The sequence below is a fragment of the Jannaschia marina genome, from assembly GCF_013404595.1.
GTDB classification, from domain to species: Bacteria; Pseudomonadota; Alphaproteobacteria; order Rhodobacterales; family Rhodobacteraceae; genus Jannaschia; species Jannaschia marina.
Window position 1 is genome coordinate 339,001 of the sequence record NZ_JABVAX010000002.1, and the last position, 18,191, is coordinate 357,191.

The window sequence follows — 18,191 nt, forward strand, 5'->3', positions numbered from 1 at the left end:
ACAATCCGGGCGATCTGCCCGCAAAGGGTCCGAAACCGGCACCAAACCGGACCAAGAGTGACCGCTTTCCTTCGCTAGATCGACGGAAAGTCCAAGCGAGGTCACATGTTTCGCCCTGTCCACACCTTCGTCACCACGCTCGCCCTGGCCCTTTCGACCGCCTTCGCCGGTCAGGCCGAGCCGTCGATCCAGAGCTTGCAGACTGCCGATGAAAATCGCGGTTGGGAGGCGGTGGGCCGGCTGAACTTCGGGCCGGACGGGTTCTGCACCGCCGCGCTTCTGACCTCCGATGTCGTGCTGACCGCGGCGCACTGCCTCTTCGATCCGGCGACCGGGGAGCGGGTCGATCCGACGGAAATCGAGTTTCAGGCCGGTCTGCGGATGGGGCGCGCCGATGCCTACCGCGGCGTGCGGCGGGTCGTGATCCACCCGGACTACGACTTCTCCGACATGGAGCGGCTCAGCCGCGTGGGCACCGACCTCGCACTGCTCGAACTCGATCAGCCGGTGCGCCTCGGCCACGTCCGGCCGTTCCGGACACAGGTGCGCGTCGAGGCCGGGCAGACGGTTCAGGTCGTCAGCTATGGCAAGGACCGGGCCGACGCGCCTTCGCACGAGGAAGACTGCGAGATCCTCGCCCGCGACGACGAAATCCTCGTTCTCTCCTGCGAAGTGGACTTCGGCTCCTCCGGCGCGCCGATCTTCGCCGTCTATCAGGGAGAGATGCGGATCATCTCCGTCGTTTCCGCCAAAGCCCGATGGGAGGGTCAGGACGTCTCCCTCGCCGCGGTGATGGAGGGGGAACTCGACACCCTGGTCGGAGCCTTCGCGCGGACGCCGGCGATCAACGCGGTCGGCAAGCGCGTCGCGGTCGACGGCTCGGTCTCGATGGTCGCGACCCGCTGAGACCCGAGGCCCGGCTTGACGTGGGGGGCGTGCGCGCCACCCTCAGGTCATGCTGCGCAGCCTGACCGCCCTTGTCCTGACCGCGACGCCGCTTCTGGCGGAGTGCCCGGCCGCACCCGACATTGCAGCCGACATCGACGGGCTGATCGCGAAGGTTCAGGCCGCGCCGACCGAAGCCGAGGGGCGGCGGGTCTCGGACGAGATGTGGACGTTCTGGGCCAAGGCCCCCGACCCCCGCGCGCAGGAGCTTCTGGACGAGGGCATGTCGCGGCGCGCGGCCTTCGACCTCGCCGGCGCGGTGACCGCCTTCGACGCGCTCGTGGCGTACTGTCCCGACTTCGCCGAGGGCTACAACCAGCGCGCCTTCGCCAACTTCCTGCGGCAGGACTTCGAGGCGGCCCTGCCCGATCTCGACCGCGCCATCGCGCTGCAGCCACGGCATATTCCGGCGATGGCGGGCAAGGGCCTGACGCTGATCCAGATGGGCCGCATCCGGGCCGGTCAGGCCGAGATCCGGCGCGCGGTGGCGCTCAATCCCTGGCTCGCGGAACGGCGGCTGCTCGATCTGGAACCCGAGAGCCAGGATCTCTGAGCGCTTGTCTTTTCGGGGCAAACCCGCCTAATCCCGACCTATGCGGGTGTGGTGGAATGGTAGACACATCAGACTTAAAATCTGAAGGGCTTCGCCCGTGCGGGTTCGAGTCCCGCCGCCCGTACAATCGAAGGTCTTCCTGAAACGTACGAAATGGGGCACCTTTCGATGCCCCATTCGACGTTTTGTACAGACTTGAGGGTCAGTCCCGGCTTACCGGATCCGCTCGGCGGCGTAGGCTATGGCACGCTGGTAGTTGCCGCTGTCGTTCCACGCCGAGAGGACGCGGAAGTTCGACGTGCCCTGGCCGAAGGGCTGACCCGCGCGCCAGCCGTTCTGACGCAGCATGTTGGCGGCCGTCGCCAGCGCATCGGTCGCATTGTAGGGATCGCGCCGGCCGTCGCCGTTGGCGTCGACGCCGAAGCGCTCCCAGTTTCCGGCAAGGAACTGCATGTGCCCGAGCTCGCCCGAGGGGCCACCGCGCGTGCCAGACGTGATCGCCCCCTGATCGACGAGGCGCAGCGCCGCGACGGCATGGGGCTCGAAGCGGGGATGGCGGCGGCAATAGCTGGCGAGCGTGATCGCCCCGTCGACCACGGGTGTCTGGCCGGTGTAGCCGCCCCAGGAGGTCTCGAGCCCCCAGATCGTCACGAGGATGGAGCCCGGCACGCCGTACTGCCGCTCGAGCGCGGCGAAGAGGTTGGCGTTGCGGTCCTTTCGCGACTGGGCCGCATTGATGAAGGCCTGCGCCGAGGAGCCCGAGCGCTTGGCGAGGAACTGGGCCGGGTCGCCCTGGCTCACGCCGGACTGGCTGGCCGGGTTCGACTCGAAGCGCCAGGTGATCCCCGAAAGGCTCGCCGCGTTCAGCGCCTGGATGCCGCGCTGGCCCACGCCGGCGGCGGCCGCCTGTTGGCCGAGCGTCTGCTTGTAGGCCCCGAACTGGCCCTGGCTGGTGATGCACTGGGCCGCCAATGCGGGCGTGGCGGCGAGGGCCGCGACCGCGAAGACTGCGCGGAACAGGGATGTGCGGGGCATGGGAATCTCCTGGAGGAATGTGGCTGGCGCGGACTTTAGCATGGGGGCGGCAGTCGGCAATCACTTGCCGGGGGTTATCGAATATCGGCGGTTTCGGGGGCCTTGCGCGTCGCGTCGCCGAGAGCCGTCACCGCACGACGGTCGCCAGACCCGCGAGCGCGTCCAGGTCGAGCGCCGCCGCCAGATGGTCGGCCAACGCGCCGAGCGTCGCCTCGACACTCGCATCGTAGTCGAGCCCGGTCGGTGCCGCGCCGAGGCGGGCTAGTGCTGCGGCACGGAATGCATCGCCCGCGAAGAGCCCGTGCAGATAGCACCCCCGGATCCGCCCCGTCGGATCGGCGGCGCCCACGATCTCGCCGTCGCGCCGCAGCCAGCCGCGCGCGGTGTCCGGGCCCTCGGTCTCGCCCAGGTGAATCTCGTATCCCGTGACCTCGTCCCCGCTCTCGACGTCGGTGGCGGTGACGCGCGCGAGGTGCTTCCGGGGCCGCATGGTAGTGTGGATGTCGAGATGCCCGAGCCCCGGCACCGTCGCCGGCGCGCCCTCCAGCCCCTTCGGGTCGGCGATGGTCCGGCCGAGCATCTGATAGCCGCCGCAGATGCCCAGCACGTGCCCGCCGCGGCGCACATGCCCGGCGAGGTCCACGTCCCATTCCTGCGCGCGGAAATGGGCAAGATCGGCGATCGTCGCCTTGGAGCCCGGGATCAGCACGAGGTCGCAGACGGGCAGGGGGCGGCCCGGCTCGATCACCTCGACCGAAAGCGCGGGGTCGGCGGAGAGCGGGTCGAGATCGTCGAAGTTGGCGATCCGGTTCAGTCGCGGCACGGCGATGCGAAACGCCCCCGCACGGGCGGAGGAGCGGATGTCGAGGATGTCCTCGGCCGGCAGCCGCCAGGCGTCGGCGAACCACGGGACGGTGCCGAGCGCCGTCCAGCCGGTGCGCGCGGCGATCTGGCGCGTACCTTCGTCGAAGAGCGTGACGTCACCGCGGAACTTGTTGACGAGGAAGCCCTTGATCCGCGCCGCGTCGGCGGGGTCGAGCACGGCCTTCGTGCCGACGAGCTGCGCGATGACGCCGCCCCGGTCGATGTCGCCGGCCAGGACGACGGGGATGTCGGCGGCCTCGGCGAAGCCCATGTTCGCGATGTCGCCCTGGCGCAGGTTGATTTCCGCCGGCGATCCCGCGCCCTCGACCACGATCAGGTCGGCCTCCGTAGCGAGACGACGGAAGCTCTCGAGGCAGGCGGAGAGCAATTCGGGCTTCAGCCGTGCATAGTCGCGGGCCCGCACGGTGGCGCGGCGCTTGCCCTGCAAGACGACTTGTGCGCCGGTGTCCGTCTCGGGCTTCAGCAGGACCGGGTTCATGTCGATGCGCGGCGCGACCCCGCAGGCGCGGGCCTGCAACGCCTGCGCGCGCCCGATCTCGCCCCCGTCCTCGGTAACGGCGGCGTTGTTCGACATGTTCTGCGGCTTGAAGGGGCGGACCCGCAGGCCCGACCGTGCGAAGTATCGGCAGAGGCCGGCGACGAGCATCGACTTGCCGACGTTGGAGCCCGCGCCCTGGATCATGATCGCCCGTGCCATCCGGCGCTCTCCTGCTAGGGTGGGCCGATGAATACGCCCGCCCATCTCATTATCGGTCTGGCCGCCTTCGGCAAGCCCGGACGTCCGCGCGTGACCGCGGCGGCGCTCTGCGGCGCGCTGTTGCCGGATCTGTCGCTCTATCTGATGGCCGGGGGGCGCTGACGCTCGGCGTGCCGGCGGAGCGGGTCTTCGGAACGCTCTATTTCTCCGACGCCTGGCAGACGGTTTTTGCCGTCGACAACTCCGTCTTCGTCTGGGGCGCGCTGCTAGCGCTTGGTCTCTGGCTTCAACGGGGGTGGATCGTTGCGCTGGCCGGGGCCGGGCTTTTGCACCTCGCGCTCGATTTCCCGCTGCACGCGGGCGACGGGCGGCCGCATTTTTGGCCGTTGAGCGATTGGGTCTTCGACAGCCCGCTGAGCTACTGGGACAGCGCGCATCATGGCGGGGTCGTGGGCGCGGCGGAGATCCTGATCTCCGTCGGACTTGCGGCCTGGCTCCTGACGCGGTTCCGGCACCTCGGGATGCGGGCCCTTGTGCTCGGCCTTGTCGCGCTGGAACTGTCGGTCGGAGGCGTCTGGGCCACGGTCTTCGCTTGACCCCTCGAAATGCGAACGACCCCGCCGGGGCGGGGCCGTTCAAGTCTTGAGCGCGGCTTACTCGCCTTCGGCGCTCTCGGCGCGGATGCGGTCGAAGATGTCGCCGCCGACGCTGGGCGCGCCCGAATAGGCCGTCGCGCCGTTGAGGCCGCGGATACCGTCCTGGCTGTCGGCCTGGCCGTTGAAGTGGCCGAAGGCCACGCCCGTGCCGCCCGAGCGGGTCGAGACGGTGACGCCATTGCCGCCCGCCTTGAGCACGCGGACGCCGTCCTGCGTGTCGAAGTCGGCGTTGAAATGGGCGATCGCGGCGGCGGAGCCGGAGGCGACCTGGGCCGCGGCCGGGGCGGCGAGGGCGGCGGTGGCGAGGAGGGCGGAAGCGATGAGGGTTTTCATAGTCTTGGTCCTTTTGAAGCGGTGGACCCTGTGGTTGCGGCGGGTCCGGTTGGGGGGTGCGGGGCGGTGTGCCCTGCTGATGGAAGAGATTTACGGGCAGGGTTCATCACCTTCAATGAACGGACGCGCGAGGATCACGCGAAATAAGTGCGTTCATGCACAGTTGGCCCGCCACCCCGCACCGCCCTCACAGACGGTGCCCCCATTCTCCCGCCGGCGTGAAAACCCCGGACGATTTGAAACAATCCGCCCCTCTCCGCTTTCCAAATACTCGGGTGCGACGCCACGAAAGGACGCGGATGGTCAGGAGTCGCGTGCCACGTCCCGCGCTGCGCGGGCGACCGCATCGCCCATGTCCTGCGTCTCGAGAGAGACGGGAAAGCCCGCCTCCTCCATCAGCCGGTTCGACGCGCTCTCGATCCGCTCCTCCATCGTTGCCATGAAGGTCGCCCGGTCGAGGCCCGGCGGGATCGGCTCGAGGAACTCGACGACCCCGAGGCCCTGCCGCCGCAACAGGCCGCGCTTCGGCCAGAAGAGACCGACGTTTGTGGCCACCGGCACGCAGGGCTGCCCGAGCTGCTCGTAGAGCGCGAAGGTGCCGACCTTGTAGGGCACATGGGCCCCGGGCGCGACGCGGGTGCCTTGCGGGTAGATCATCAGCTGCCCCCCCGCCCGGCGGCCGGACCGGACTTCGGCCAGCATCTGCTTGATCGCCTCCGCCCGCCTGCCCCGCGCGACCGGGATGCAGCCCAGCCGGTAGGCGTATTGCCCGAGGAAGGGCGCGTATTTCAGGATCGACTTCATGATGAAGAAGGGCCGCTCCAGGGCCGACCAGATGATGATGATGTCGAGGAAGCTCTGGTGCTTCGCGGCGAGGAGCACACCGCCGGTCGGGGGCGTGCCCCGGACCTCGGTGCGCAGCCCGACGATCTTCTCGAGCATCCAGAGCGTGGTGCGGGCATAGAAGCTGCAGGTCCAGCGCGCCCCCTCGGGTGAGGCGATCAGGAGCGGGACGCAGGCGATGCCGAGGACAGCCATCCAGAGGTACATGAGCGCGTTGAAGAGCGCGGAACGGAACAATTGCATGGCGCGACCTTATTCGAAGCGGGCCAGCGCCGACAGGGCCGCGCGGCGGGTGGCGAGGAAGGCGACGAGGCCGGCGAAGAGCGGGACGAGCGGCAGGAGGAGCCACGCTGCGCCGGTGAAACCCAGACCGGTGAGGAAGCCGCCGGCGGCGCTGGCCTCGGGCAGGAAGGCCGTCGCGATCCCGCCGAGGACCGTGCCGAGGGCAGCCCCCGCGGCGGCCCGCAGGGTGTAGCGCCGGGTGAAGGCCCGGGCGACATAGGCGTCGCGCGCCCCGACGAGCCGCAGGACGCGGATGACGGGGCGGTTCGCGGCGAGTGCGGCCTGCGCGGCAAGGGTAACCATGGCAGCAAGCGTGCCGGCGATGAGCGAGAGCGCGAGGAGGCCTAGGGTGCGGAGCCTGTCGGCGGCCTGCACCAGCGGCGCGCGCCAGCGGGTGTGGTCATCGTAGGTCGCCCCCGGCACCTCTGCGGCAAGGCGCTGGCGCAGGCCCTCGACGTCGAGATCCTCGGTGCCCGTCACCTCGATCAGCCGGGGCAGGGGCAGCGTGTCGAGCGGCAGGTCGGGGCCGAGCCAGGGCTCCAGCAGAGCGGCCTGCTCGGTCTCCTCCAGGGGACGCGCGTCGGCGACACCGGGGGTGGCGGCGAGTATGGCGGCAACTGCAGCGACCTGGGCGTCGGCCTGCTCCGGGGGCGCGGAGACGCGGATCGTCGCGGCCTGCGCCAGGCTGTCGGCCCAGCGGTCGGCGAGACGGCCCGTGGCGAGCGAGAGGGCCAGCGCGAAGACGGCAAGGAAGGCCATGGCCGCCGCCGTCAGCACCGTGAGCCAGACGGTGTGCCCGGCGGGCGGGACGACGCGGTCGGCCTGCCGGTCGCCGAGCGCGGCGTCGAGGAGGGCGCGCAAGCGGTTCATAGCTCCGCTCCCGCCTGCAGCACCCCACCTGCGAGACGCAGCACGCGCGCCGAGACCTGTGCCTTGGCCGCGCGGATGAGCGCGAGATCGTGCGTGGCGACGAGCACCGTCTTGCCCAGCCGGTTGAGCTCGGCGAGGAGCGACAACAGGCGCTGTGACATCTCCCAGTCGATGTTGCCGGTGGGCTCGTCCGCGATGATGACCTCCGGGTCCATGATGATGGCGCGGGCGAGGGCGGCACGCTGGCGCTCGCCACCGGACAGCTCGGGCGGGCGCGCGGCGGCACGGGGGGCAAGGCCGACCCAGCCCAGAAGCTGATCGAGGTTGCCCGCCTCTGCGGCCAAGTCCCGGCCCGAGACCATGAGCGGCAGCGCGACGTTCTCGCGGATGGTGAGGTGGTCGATGAACTGGCAGTCCTGATGGACGACGCCGATGCGCCGCCGCATCTGCGCCAACCCGTCGCGGCCCATTCCGCGCGTGTCGCGGCCGTCGAGCATCACTGCCCCGGACGTGGGTTTCAGGTCGCCGTAGCAGAGCTTGAGCAGGGTCGTCTTGCCCGCGCCCGACGGCCCAACGAGGAAGTGGAACGACCCCGACGGCAAAGCGAGCGACAGCTCCGACAGCAGGCTGCCGTGGCCGTAGGAATATCCCGCGTTCTGAAGCTCGATCACGCCTGCCGTCCCTGTTTCGTGCCCTTCTGCCCCAGCCATGATTTTGACGCAATCTCCGCCCGGGGTGCCTGCGGGGCCACAAACGCCCGCGCATCCCGGGGGCGCAGGCTTGACAGGGCGGGGTCAATCGGGCGCGGTGTGACGAATTGTCGATGAAGGACGCATAGTCACCCATGCGCATCACCTGTCCGAACTGCAACGCCCAATACGAGGTGGGCGACGAGCTGATCCCTGCGGACGGGCGGGACGTGCAATGCTCGAACTGCGGGACGACGTGGTTTCAGGAGGGGCGCGCACGGGACGTGACCGCGGTCGAGGAGCGCGCCGTGCGTCGGCCGACGCGGGAGGTGCCGGAGCCGGAGGAGGCCGAGGACGAACCGGCCCCGGTCTATCGCCGGCGGGAGCCGGATCAGGAGACGCTCGACATCCTGCGCGAGGAGCGCGCGCGGGAAGACCGGCTCAGGGCCGGCGACGAGGAGTCGGAGGAGCCCGCGCCCGACGAAGAGGAGATCGCGGTTGCCCCCGCGACCGAAGCCCCCGAGGACGAGACCCCGGAGGAGGCTCCGGCCGATCCCGTCGCCGAGCGCCGGGCCCGCGCCGCCGCCGAGCGCGCGCGCATGGCCGAGGCGGCGCAACGTGGCCGCCGGTCGCAGAAGGCGGCCGTTCCCCGGACCGAGGACGACGACCTGGAGATGTCCGAGGCCATCGCCGCGACCTTGCGCGATGCGTCTGACCCCGACGACGCCAGGACCGGGGACGATGACAGGCCCGCGGAAGAGTTGACACCCGAGGAACGCGCCGTCCGGGCCGCCGCCGCGACCGGAGCCGTGCGCTCCACCCGGCGGGAACTTTTGCCCGACATCGAGGAGATCAACTCTTCGCTCCGGCCCGACGAGCGTCAGGCGGAAGCCGAGGCGGAGGCCGCCGCCGAGGCCGTGGCCCCGCAGATCGCCAAGCGCAGCAGCGGGTTCCGGATCGGTTTCCTCGTCGTCTGCGCCGCGGTCTTGCTGGCGGTGGGGGCCTATGTCTTCGCCGAGGCGATCGCGACGGCGGTGCCGGCCGTCGCCGGCCTGCTCGACGGCTACTCCGACTGGGTCGATGCGCAGCGCGTGGCCCTCGCCGCCGCCGCCGAGGCGCTCACCGAGAAGATCGCGCCCGACACCTGAGGCGTCATGGACGGCGGACGGCCAGAATGCCGGCCGCGACGATGAGCGCGATGCCGGCCAGCGCGGCGGGCTCCGGCGTCTCTTCGAAGAAGAGCGCGCCCCAGACGAGCGCGAAGCCGATATAGGCGAAGTCGAAGGTGCCGATCGTCGCGGCCGGAGCCGCCTGATAGGCGACCGCGGTGCCGACCGACGCCACGAGGATGAGCGCGGCGAGGATCAGCGTCGTGCGCCAGGCCTCCGCGTCCATCGCCGTCCATCCGGTCGAGAGGAAGCCCGGCGGGTCGAGCGCGAGGATACGGCCCAGCAGGAGCCCGGCCAGACCGGTCAGGATGAACGTGGCATTCAGGCCGAGCGCCAGCGTCGCCGGGTGCTCGGCCTGGCACTTCGTCCGCGTCAGGATCATCGCGGCGGCATAGAGCATGGCCGACAGGATCGGCAGGAGCGCTGCCCAGGCGAAGGCCTCGCCTCCGGGGCGCAGGACGAGGAGGATGCCGATGAAGCCGATCGTCACGCCCGCCCATTGCGTCCGTCCCACGCGTTCCCCTCCGAAGAGGGCGGCGAAGGCGACGATGAAAAGCGGCAGCGTGTAGTAGGCCGCCGCGGCGACGGCGAGCGGCAGGAGCGGCAGCGAGAGGTAATAGGCGATCCACATGATCGTCAGCAGCGCGGAGCGAAGACCGATCCAGCCCCAGGCGCGGGGCCTGAGGCGCGCGACCCCGAAAAGGAGGAGCGCACCGATGAGGAGGACGGGAAAGGCGACGAGGGAACGCGTGGCGAAGAGCTGCCAGAGACCCATGCCGCCTCCGCCGCCGAGCGCCTTTATGAGCGCATCCCCGAGCGAAAGGGCCAGAACCGTCCCGACGATGGTGGAGACGCCGAGCGGGATATTGTCGCGGCGGGGCGGGTCGAGGGGTTTGGCCATGGGCGGACCCTAGCCGGGCGGCGCACCGAGGGGAACGCGTAGCGGCGTCAGAAACGGTCGAGCAGGCGGCGCAGGTAGTCGAGCTCGATCTGGGGACGGTCGCGCTCGCCCGAGCGGCGGCGGATCTCGTCCATCAGGTCGCGGGCGCGGCGCTGCGCCTCGGGGCCTTCGCCGAGCGACTCGGTGCTGCCGATCTGGCCGCCCTCGCCCGATTGCCGGCCGAGGGGGTCGCGGTCCATCGCGCGGCCCGTCCGGTTGCCCTGCTGGCCGGGGTTGGCGCGCTGTTCGCCCGCGGGCGGCCGGTCACCGGCGAGCGCGCGGCCCAGTTGCTGCATCCCGTCGCGCAGCGCGTCCATGGCGCGCGCCTGATCGTCGAGCGCGCCACCGAGGTTGCCGTCGGCGAGGTCCTGCTCGGCATCCTCCATCGCCTCCTCGGCGCGGCCGAGGGCTTCGCGCGCAGCCTCTCCGGCCTCGCTGCCGGCACCGGGCAGGTTGTTCCGGAGCGTCTCGAGCCCCTGGCGCAGGGCCTGTTGCCGGCGGGCCAGGTCCTCGGGCGTGCCGCCGCCGCCCTGCGACGGGTCGGTGCCCGGCCGGCTCTCGCCGCCGCCCTGGCCCGGCTCGGCCGATTGCTGGCCCTGGCCCTCTTGCCCCGGTTGACCCTGACCCTGCTGGCCGCCACCGGGAGAATGCTGCTCGCTCTGGCCCTGACCGCCGCCGTTCGCGCCCTGGTTCTGCTGGCTTTCGCCGGCCTGAGCGTTCGGATTGAACTGCTCCTGCAGCTGCCGGAAGGCCTCGTCCGAGAGGCCCTGCTGCTCGCGAAGCTGGTCGCGCAACTCGTCCATGGCCTGCTGACCTTCGCCCTGCTGACCCTCACCGCCGCCGCCCGGGCCTTGCGTGACCTGCATGTTTTCCATCATCTCCTGCAGCTGGCGCAGAAGCTCCTGCGCCTCGGCTGTGCGGCCCTGCTGCATGAGTTCCTCGATGCGCTGCATCATCTCGTCGAGCATGTCGGGCGTGATCTCCTGCATCTCGCCCTGGGCCTGCTGTTGCTGCTGGCCCTCCTGTCCCTGCTGCTGCGCGAGCTGGCGGGTATAGTCGTCCATCGCCTCGCGCATCTCGGCCATGAGACGGTCGATCTCCTCCGGCGATGCGCCCTGCCGGATGGCTTCGGCCAGCCGCTCCTGCGCCTCGCGGAGCCGTGCGAGCGCGCTGTCGAGGGAGCCGTCCTCGATCCGCGTGGCGGCCTGCCAGAGCATGTCGGCAATCTCGTCACGGCTCTCCAGCGTCAGCGGCCCGGCATCGAGGCGGCGGATGGCCATGCGGGTGATGAGATACGCGGTCGGGGCGTTCCAGGTGCCGTCCGCCTGCCAGGTGACAGCCTTCAAAAGGCGCGAGACCCGCTCCCGGTTGGCGCGGGACCAGTTGAGGTCGCGCCGCTGCTCGATGAGGGCCGAGGCGATCGGATCGTAGAAGGAGCGACCTGGCAGCACGACGCGCGCCGTGGTCTCGCCCGTCTGCCCGGCGGCGTCGGTCGCCCGCAGGCGGAGCGTCACGGGCATGCCCGCAAGCGGATGCTCGGTCAGCTCCGCTCGGAACGTCTCGGCGATCTCTGCCCGGTCGCCGGTGATCGGCAGGGCCATGTCGAGCGTCAGCGGCTCGCGCGGCTCGGGCTCGATGGCGAGGCCGTGGCGCCGGTCGGTGCCCTCGGCGTCGAGCGCGATGGTGATCTCGGCTGCGGTCACGCCGTAGTCGTCGCGCGCCGTCCAGGGCAACGTCACCTGGTCGGGGAAGGCGAAGGCCGGATCGCCGGCGACGTCGACCTCGGGGGCGGTGTCCGGCGTCGCGGTCAGCGTCCAGAGCGGCGCACCGTCGGCCCCGTCGATGGCAAGGGTGCCGGACTGCGTGACTTCGAAGTCCTGCAGGGGCGCGGAGGGGTCGGTTTCGGACCGGCCCGACACGGTTTCGGAGACTGCGAGCGCGCCGACCTCACCATAGAGCCGAAGTGTGACGCGCGTGCCCTCGGGCACCTCCACTGCGCCGGGCTCGATGTCGGCGAGGTAAAGCGTCGGCAGGCCCGTGTGCCGCGGCGGCTCGAGCCAGCCCTCCCAGGCGGGGCCGGTGGCGACCTGCTGGCCGACACCCGGCAGGGCCGGCGCTTCGGGCACGCGCAGGAGCGTCCCGAAGAGGAGCCCGAGCGCGGCGAGGAGCACGGCCATGTAGCGCAGCGCATAGGGGTCGCGGCGCGAGACGCGCAGATCGCCCGGAACGGCGCGTGCGGCGGCGAGGCGTTCGGCCATGCGGCGGCGGTGCGCGGCCCAGACGGCGGCGGCGGCCGGATCGTCGCCGCCGATGGCGATGTCGTCGTTGAGCGTGGCAATGGGGCGGCCGGGCAGCGTGGCGTCGACGCGGGCGAAGGTGTCGGCGCGCGTGGGCGCGCGGAAGTTCCAGAGACCCGCCACGAAGAGGCCGAGCGCCACGAGGGCCGCGGCCCCGATGGCCGACAGCTCCCACAGCGGCGGCACGAGACCCGACGCCCAGAGCGCGACACCGACGAAGGCCGCCGTCCAGGCCGGCCAGAACGCATGGGTGATCCGCTCGGCCCAGAGACCGAGCTGCGTCAGGCGCAGGGCTCCGGCGATGGAGCGTTTCGCGGGTGGCTTTTGGTCGGTCAAAAGACCCTCCCCGTGGTCGATGGCCCTAAGGTAGGGTCAATCCAGCCAATGGGGAACACTATCGCGCGAAATCATCTCCTCATAGGTGGGGCGCGGGCGGATCACCGCGTATTGATCGCCCTGCACGAGCACCTCGGGGATGAGCGGGCGGGAGTTGTACTCACTCGACATGACCGCGCCATAGGCTCCCGCCGAGCGGAAGGCGATGAGGTCACCCGGGTCGACCGGCGACATCTCGCGGCCCTTGGCGAAGGTGTCGCCGCTTTCGCAGACGGGGCCGACGATGTCGAAGGGGCGGGTTTCGACGCCCGGTGCCGGTTCGACTACGGGGATGATGTCGTGATGCGCGCCGTACATCGCCGGGCGGATCAGGTCGTTCATCGCCGCGTCCAAGATCAGGAAGTCCCGGCCCTCCCCTTCCTTCACGAAGATGGTGGAGGCCATGAGAATACCCGCGTTCCCGGCGATGAGGCGGCCCGGTTCGATCTCGATTTCGCAGCCGAGGTGCCCGACCTCGTCGCGGATGACCTGCCCGTATTCGAGCGGGACCGGCGGCGCGAGGTTGGAGCGGGCGTAGGGGATTCCGAGCCCGCCGCCGAGGTCGAGACGGTCGATCGCGTGCCCGTCGGCGCGGAGCGTCTCGGTTAGATCGGCCACCTTGCGATAGGCCGCGCGGAAAGGCTCCAGGTCTGTCAGTTGCGAGCCGATGTGGACGTCGATGCCGGTGATCTTGAGGCCGGGCAGTGACGCGATCTCGGCATAGACCTCGCGGGCGCGGGCGATCGGGATGCCGAACTTGTTGTCGGACTTTCCGGTGGCGATCTTCTCGTGGGTCTTCGCGTCCACGTCCGGGTTCACGCGCACCGTCACGGGCACCTCGATGCCCATCTCGGAGGCGATGCGCGAGAGCATCCGGTATTCGGGTTCGGACTCGAGGTTGATCTGGCGGATGCCGTTCTCCAGCACGTGCCGCATCTCGCCCTCGGTCTTGCCAACGCCCGAGAAGACGATGCGTTCGCCCGGCACGCCCGCGGCGCGGGCACGGCGGTATTCACCCTCCGAGACGACATCCATCCCGGCCCCGGCATCGCCCAGAAGCTTCAGGATGGCGACGTTGGACGCCGCCTTGACCGCGTAGCAGACGAGATGCGGGCCCCAGGCCAGCGCCTCGTCGAAGAGCGTGTAGTGCCGCAGGAGCGTCGCCGCGGAATAGACGTAGGCGGGCGTGCCGACGGAGGCCGCGATCTCGGGCAGGGGGATGTCCTCGGCGTGGAGGACGCCGCCCTGGTAGAGGAAGTGATCCATGTCAGCGGCTCCGCAGGAAGAGGTAGAGGGGCAGGCCGAGCGAGACGCCCACGAAATAGGTGGCGGGAATGGCGAGGAGGCCGACCCAGTTGCGACGCTGCACCGACTCCCACACGACCCAGACGGTGAGCGTGAGCGCCGCGACCGTCAGATCCCACACGAGGCCCGAGGTGGCATCGTTGACGTGCCACGCGTCGACCATCGCCATGATGTCCCAGTCGTTCGCCTGCAGCCACGGGATGAAGTAGCGCATCGGCAGGATCACCCCCGCGACGCAGAGCAGAAGCCAGAGGATGCGGATCGGTGTCATGTGGGGCCCCTTGGTGGTCTCGCGCCCTCATATAGAGCGCGGGCGCGGGTGGAAACGGGCGGTGGCCTCCGGCGGGAGTATTTCCGGCAGGAAGATGTGACTTCAGAGCGCGAGGCTGGCCGCGGCGAACCAGAGGAGGGTCGGCAGGGCGGCGGCGAGCATCACGAGCGCGAGCGCCCCGGCCCAGGTCGCCCAGAGAATGCCGCAGGCCGCCTCGATGTCGCCTGCGCCTGCGTCGCGGCGGCCGGTCGGGTTCACCCAGGGGAAATCGGTCACCGTGCCCTCGTAGCTGCGCGGCCCGGCGAGGGCCACGCCGAGGAGCGGCGCGATGGCGGCCTCGGGCCATCCGGCGTTGGGCGAACGGTGCTGTCGCGCGTCGTTCGGGACGCGGTGCCAGTGGCGCAGCGCCCCGTGGACGGTGAGCATAAGGAGGGCTGTGAGCCTAGCGGGCACCCAGTTCAGGACGTCGTCGAGCCGCGCGGCGGCCCAGCCGAATTCTGCGTGGCGCTCGGTGCGGTAGCCGATCATGCTGTCCGCCGTGCTGACGGCCTTGTAGGCCAGCATCGCCGGCAACCCGCCAAGGACGAACCAGAAGGCTGGGGCGATGACGCCGTCCGACAGGTTCTCGGCTCCGCTCTCGATGGCGGCGCGGGCGACCTCGGCCTCGGTCATCTCTGCGGTGTCGCGCCCCACGATGCGCGCCACCGCGCGGCGGCCGGCGGGCAGGTTCTCGCGCAGGGCGTCTGCGACGGCGCGGACGTGGTCGACGAGGCTGCGTTGCGCGAGCAGGATCGCGGCTCCGAGCATTTCCAGGAGGCCGTAATCGGGAATGACCGCGATCAGCCAGCCGAGGCACCACGCGCCGCCGGCCAGCAGAAGTGTCGTGGCGATGCCCTTGGCGCGGCGGGTCGATCCGTCGTTCAGTCGCGTGTCGAGCGCATCGACCGCCTGACCGAGGAGGACCGCGGGGTGTTTGATGCGCGACCAGAGCCACTCCGGTTCGCCGAGGGCGGCGTCGAGCACCATGGCGAGCGCAAGGATCATGCGAGCGCCGCCTCGAGCTGCGGCCAGCGGTCGGCCTGCGGCAGGCCCAGCCGGACCCAGCCGTCGGAATAGGGGAAGACCCGCGACCAGACGTGGGCGCGTGCCAGCCGGGCCTGAAGCGCGGAGGCGTCGCCGACGTCGTAGAGGCGGAAGAGATCGGTTCCGCCGACGCGGCTACCGTGCCGTGCCATCAGCCGGTCGAGACGCGCGGCCTCCGTGGCGAGGCGGGCGCGGGTCTCCTCGGCCCAGGCGGTGTCGCGCAGCGCGGCCGTGCCGATGCGGAGTGCGGGCCCCGAAACCGGCCAGGGGCCGAGCGCGTCGGCCAGTGGCGCGATGGTCGCGGGTTGGCCGATGGCGAAGCCGAGCCGCAGACCGGCGAGGCCCCAGAACTTCCCGAAGGATTTCAGCAGGACGATGTTGTCGTGCTGCGCCATGTCCGCGAAGGTTTCGAAGGGCGTGACGTCGCAGAAGCTCTCGTCGACGATGCAAAGGCCCGCGTCGGTGTCGGCACGCGACCAGAGGCGGCCGTCGGGGTTGTTGGGGTGGACGAGGACGCGGGTGGTGTCGGACGGTCCGATCGTGTGGCCCGCCGCGGCGAAGGCGGCGGCGTGTTCGTTGTAGGTGGGGCCGGGGATGTCGACCGGGCCGGGCCGCGCCAGCATCGGCATCCGCGCGATCAGGGCCGAGGCCCCGGGCGCAGGCAGGATCGCCGCTGTCTCGGGCACCTGCCAGAACGCCCGTGCGGCCGCGACGAGGGCCTCCTGCGCGCCGGTGTCCGGCAGGGCCGTCCAGTCGGCGGCCGGGATGTCGGGCAGCGGGTAGGGCACCGGATTTATACCCGTCGAGAGATCGAGCCAGTCGGCCGCGGCTCCGCCCCAGTTGGCGCGGGCCGCATCGAGTCCGCCGCCGTGATCGCGCCCGGTCACCCCTCGTCCGCAAGCGGCGGATGACGGGTGACGAAATGGCCCTTGATCGGCAGCGGCCACTCCCGAAAGGGGACGACGCCGGTCTCGGCGGCGGAATGGCGTGCCGCGTAGTCGACGATGCCCTGTGCCGCCTCCTCGGTGGGGTCGAAGCGGCCGAGGGTATAGGCCATCTTGCCCGGTGCCTGGACGGTCACGTTGCACGCCCCGCTGCAGCCCATGAGGCAGGAATGGCGGCGCGTGACGACGCCCTCGGCCGTCGCGGCGGCGGCCTCGACGAGGGCGGCGAGGGCTTCGCCGTCGGTCGTGCCGGAGGTCGCGTCCCAACCCTCCCGTTTGCAGGTGTCGCAGATGGTTATCGTCGTCGGCATCGAAAGCTCCGCAGCGGTTCGGGGTCGCCCGCCAGCGATAGACCGGGGCGCGGCGCGGGGCAATCGGCACAAAACCGCTTCCGCATTTCCGCACCGGCGCGAATTAACACTTCGTTAGGATTCGAAGCAGAGAGTCGGGTCAGGGCGAGGGGCCTGCGGCTAGTCCGCGAAAGGTTTTGACATGATGAGACCGGGCATTGTGGTGCTGGCTGTCGGCCAGTGCTTTGAGAACGATGACGCGGAAGCAAGGACGCGTCAGCGCCTGCGCGCGGAAGGAGTCGGGCTTTGTCGGGTGACGAGCCAGCACGAGGCGGCCCTCTGGGTCTGCGAGCGTGATCCGGCCGTCGTCCTGATCGATCTCGCTCTGACGCGGGGCAGCCCGCTGGCGGTGGCGGATTTCTGCAGCTACCGGCGCCCCGAGGCGCGCATCGTCCTTTTGGGCGGCGGTGGCCTGATGGCGGACGGATCCCTCTTCGGGCACGTCGGCAATGCCGCCGTGCTCCTGAGCGGACCGGTCGACCCGACCGACCTCGCATCGATCCTGGCCTTTCAGGCGAAGGAGCGCGCGGACCACGTGGCCGCCTGACGGCGCGTCGTCAGGCGGCGGCGAGATGGTCGCGCCCGTGGGGCGCGGCCCAGTCGATCACCGGATTGATCGGTATGATCCGATGCGGATTTATCGATTCGTGGCTGTAGTGGTAGTGCCGCACGATATGCGCCATTCCGACCGTCCCCGCGACGCCCGGCACCTGATAGAGTTCGCGCGTGTGCCCCCAGAGGTTCGGATAGTCGATGAGCCGCCGGCGGTTGCACTTGAAATGCAGGTGGTAGACCGGGTCGAAGCGGACCATCGTGGTGAAGAGCCGCCAGTCGGCTTCGGTCAGGCGCTCGCCCGCGAGGTAGCGACGCTGACCGAGCAGCTCCTCCAGCCAGTCGAGCGCGTCGAAGAGCGTGGTGACGGCGTCGTCATAGGCTGACTGGGTGGTGGCGAAGCCGGACTTGTAGACGCCGTTGTTGACGTCGGAATAGACGCGCGCGTTGATCCGGTCGATCTCGGGGCGCAGTGCCTCGGGATAGAAGTCGAGCCGGTTGCCCGTCAGCCCGTCGAAGGCCGAGTTGAACATCCGGATGATCTCGGAGGATTCGTTCGAGACGATGGTGCCTCTCTCCTTGTCCCAGAGCACGGGCACGGTCACCCGGCCCGACACGTCGGGTTTGGCGCGGGTGTAGATGTCGCGCAGGAAGGGCAGGTCGAAGAGCCGGTCGCCGGTGGCCCCGTCGGCGTCGGTCTCGAAGGTCCAGCCGTCGGAGAGCATGTCGGGATGCACGACCGACACGTCGATCAGGTCTTCGAGGCCCTTGAGCTTGCGGAAGACGAGCGCGCGGTGCGCCCAAGGGCAGGCAAGCGAGACATAGAGGTGGTAGCGCCCGGCTGCGGCCTCGAAGCCGGCGTCCCCAGACGGGCCCGCGCTGCCGTCGGCCGTCACCCAGTTGCGAAACCCGGCGGTGGAGCGCACGAACTTTCCGCCGGTGGACTTGGTGTCGTACCAGGTGTCGTGCCAGGTGCCGTCGAAGAGCTGTCCCATGGAGCCTCCGCTTCGTGTGTCCATTGTGCAAGACAGAACGATAGCGGGACGGGCATCTGCATAAACAGGACGTCGCGCGCAGGCGATGCGCGGTGGCGCGCAGGGATTGTCGGGAGTGGGCG

The 18,191-nt window shown here is 70.4% G+C and carries 20 protein-coding genes and 1 tRNA gene; 7 read left to right on the forward strand and 14 right to left on the reverse strand.

The genetic code is table 11. From position 1 onward, the window contains the following. Positions 1–105: 105 nt before the first annotated feature. The 3 genes from HSX43_RS05480 to HSX43_RS05490 all read left to right on the forward strand — a co-directional run bounded on the left by HSX43_RS05480 (position 106) and on the right by HSX43_RS05490 (position 1,622). Entirely contained in the window at positions 106–906 is an 801-nt protein-coding gene (locus tag HSX43_RS05480; protein ID WP_179379084.1) for a trypsin-like serine peptidase, read from the forward strand. A gap of 49 nt (positions 907–955) precedes the next feature. Then, positions 956–1,498 (forward strand): tetratricopeptide repeat protein, encoded by a 543-nt coding sequence (locus tag HSX43_RS05485; RefSeq protein WP_179379085.1) that lies wholly within the window; start codon positions 956–958, stop codon positions 1,496–1,498. A 42-nt stretch (positions 1,499–1,540) separates the two neighbouring features. Next, positions 1,541–1,622, forward strand: a tRNA-Leu gene (locus tag HSX43_RS05490). An 89-nt stretch (positions 1,623–1,711) separates the two neighbouring features. Here the strand turns inward: HSX43_RS05490 and HSX43_RS05495 are convergent. Next, positions 1,712–2,533, reverse strand: a complete 822-nt coding sequence (locus tag HSX43_RS05495) for a lytic murein transglycosylase (protein WP_179379086.1) — start codon at positions 2,531–2,533, stop codon at positions 1,712–1,714. Positions 2,534–2,660: 127 nt separating this feature from the next. Then, on the reverse strand, positions 2,661–4,115 hold the full coding sequence (locus HSX43_RS05500; protein WP_179379087.1) for a cobyric acid synthase: 1,455 nt from the start codon (positions 4,113–4,115) through the stop codon (positions 2,661–2,663). A gap of 27 nt (positions 4,116–4,142) precedes the next feature. On the opposite strand from HSX43_RS05500, the gene HSX43_RS19915 reads away from it, so the two are divergent. Together HSX43_RS19915 and HSX43_RS05505 are read left to right on the forward strand one after the other, a co-directional pair. Next, positions 4,143–4,277, forward strand: coding sequence for a hypothetical protein (locus tag HSX43_RS19915; RefSeq protein WP_328795072.1), 135 nt, complete (start codon positions 4,143–4,145; stop codon positions 4,275–4,277). Positions 4,278–4,285: 8 nt separating this feature from the next. Further along, positions 4,286–4,711, forward strand: coding sequence for a cobalamin biosynthesis protein CobQ (locus HSX43_RS05505; RefSeq protein WP_328795073.1), 426 nt, complete (start codon positions 4,286–4,288; stop codon positions 4,709–4,711). Positions 4,712–4,768: 57 nt separating this feature from the next. Here HSX43_RS05505 and HSX43_RS05510 read toward each other — a convergent pair whose 3' ends face one another. From HSX43_RS05510 to HSX43_RS05525, 4 genes are all read right to left on the reverse strand, one after another. Further along, positions 4,769–5,104, reverse strand: coding sequence for a hypothetical protein (locus HSX43_RS05510; protein ID WP_179379088.1), 336 nt, complete (start codon positions 5,102–5,104; stop codon positions 4,769–4,771). A gap of 303 nt (positions 5,105–5,407) precedes the next feature. Continuing rightward, positions 5,408–6,190, reverse strand: a complete 783-nt coding sequence (locus tag HSX43_RS05515; protein WP_179379089.1) for a lysophospholipid acyltransferase family protein — start codon at positions 6,188–6,190, stop codon at positions 5,408–5,410. Positions 6,191–6,199: 9 nt separating this feature from the next. Continuing rightward, complete coding sequence (locus tag HSX43_RS05520) at positions 6,200–7,099, reverse strand: cell division protein FtsX (RefSeq protein ID WP_179379090.1); 900 nt, start codon at positions 7,097–7,099, stop codon at positions 6,200–6,202. Next, positions 7,096–7,770, reverse strand: a complete 675-nt coding sequence (locus tag HSX43_RS05525; protein ID WP_179379286.1) for a cell division ATP-binding protein FtsE — start codon at positions 7,768–7,770, stop codon at positions 7,096–7,098. Before HSX43_RS05525 ends, HSX43_RS05520 begins: the two co-directional genes overlap by 4 nt. 173 nt (positions 7,771–7,943) lie before the next feature. Here HSX43_RS05525 and HSX43_RS05530 point away from each other — a divergent pair, with 173 nt between their 5' ends. Next, positions 7,944–8,936 (forward strand): zinc-ribbon domain-containing protein, encoded by a 993-nt coding sequence (locus tag HSX43_RS05530; RefSeq protein WP_179379091.1) that lies wholly within the window; start codon positions 7,944–7,946, stop codon positions 8,934–8,936. A 4-nt stretch (positions 8,937–8,940) separates the two neighbouring features. Here HSX43_RS05530 and HSX43_RS05535 read toward each other — a convergent pair whose 3' ends face one another. The 7 genes from HSX43_RS05535 to HSX43_RS05565 form a co-directional block, all read right to left on the reverse strand. Continuing rightward, positions 8,941–9,858 (reverse strand): DMT family transporter, encoded by a 918-nt coding sequence (locus tag HSX43_RS05535; RefSeq protein ID WP_179379092.1) that lies wholly within the window; start codon positions 9,856–9,858, stop codon positions 8,941–8,943. Between the two features lie 47 nt (positions 9,859–9,905). Next, the gene (locus HSX43_RS05540; protein WP_235962509.1) at positions 9,906–12,530 is read right to left on the reverse strand and encodes a DUF4175 domain-containing protein; all 2,625 of its coding nucleotides are present in this window, start codon (positions 12,528–12,530) and stop codon (positions 9,906–9,908) included. A gap of 36 nt (positions 12,531–12,566) precedes the next feature. Further along, entirely contained in the window at positions 12,567–13,835 is a 1,269-nt protein-coding gene (gene lysA / locus HSX43_RS05545) for a diaminopimelate decarboxylase (RefSeq protein WP_179379093.1), read from the reverse strand. A gap of 1 nt (position 13,836) precedes the next feature. Then, complete coding sequence (locus tag HSX43_RS05550) at positions 13,837–14,145, reverse strand: DUF2834 domain-containing protein (RefSeq protein WP_179379094.1); 309 nt, start codon at positions 14,143–14,145, stop codon at positions 13,837–13,839. A 102-nt stretch (positions 14,146–14,247) separates the two neighbouring features. Next, positions 14,248–15,189 (reverse strand): adenosylcobinamide-phosphate synthase CbiB, encoded by a 942-nt coding sequence (gene cbiB, locus HSX43_RS05555; RefSeq protein WP_179379095.1) that lies wholly within the window; start codon positions 15,187–15,189, stop codon positions 14,248–14,250. Next, positions 15,186–16,115, reverse strand: a complete 930-nt coding sequence (locus HSX43_RS05560) for a threonine-phosphate decarboxylase (protein WP_179379096.1) — start codon at positions 16,113–16,115, stop codon at positions 15,186–15,188. The genes cbiB and HSX43_RS05560 overlap by 4 nt, the downstream gene beginning before the upstream one ends. Next, positions 16,112–16,483 (reverse strand): DUF1636 family protein, encoded by a 372-nt coding sequence (locus HSX43_RS05565; protein ID WP_179379097.1) that lies wholly within the window; start codon positions 16,481–16,483, stop codon positions 16,112–16,114. The genes HSX43_RS05560 and HSX43_RS05565 overlap by 4 nt, the downstream gene beginning before the upstream one ends. Positions 16,484–16,775: 292 nt before the next feature. On the opposite strand from HSX43_RS05565, the gene HSX43_RS05570 reads away from it, so the two are divergent. Then, positions 16,776–17,069, forward strand: a complete 294-nt coding sequence (locus HSX43_RS05570; RefSeq protein WP_179379098.1) for a hypothetical protein — start codon at positions 16,776–16,778, stop codon at positions 17,067–17,069. A gap of 10 nt (positions 17,070–17,079) precedes the next feature. Here the strand turns inward: HSX43_RS05570 and HSX43_RS05575 are convergent, their stop codons facing one another. Beyond that, positions 17,080–18,069, reverse strand: a complete 990-nt coding sequence (locus HSX43_RS05575; RefSeq protein ID WP_179379099.1) for a glutathione S-transferase family protein — start codon at positions 18,067–18,069, stop codon at positions 17,080–17,082. Positions 18,070–18,191: the final 122 nt, after the last annotated feature.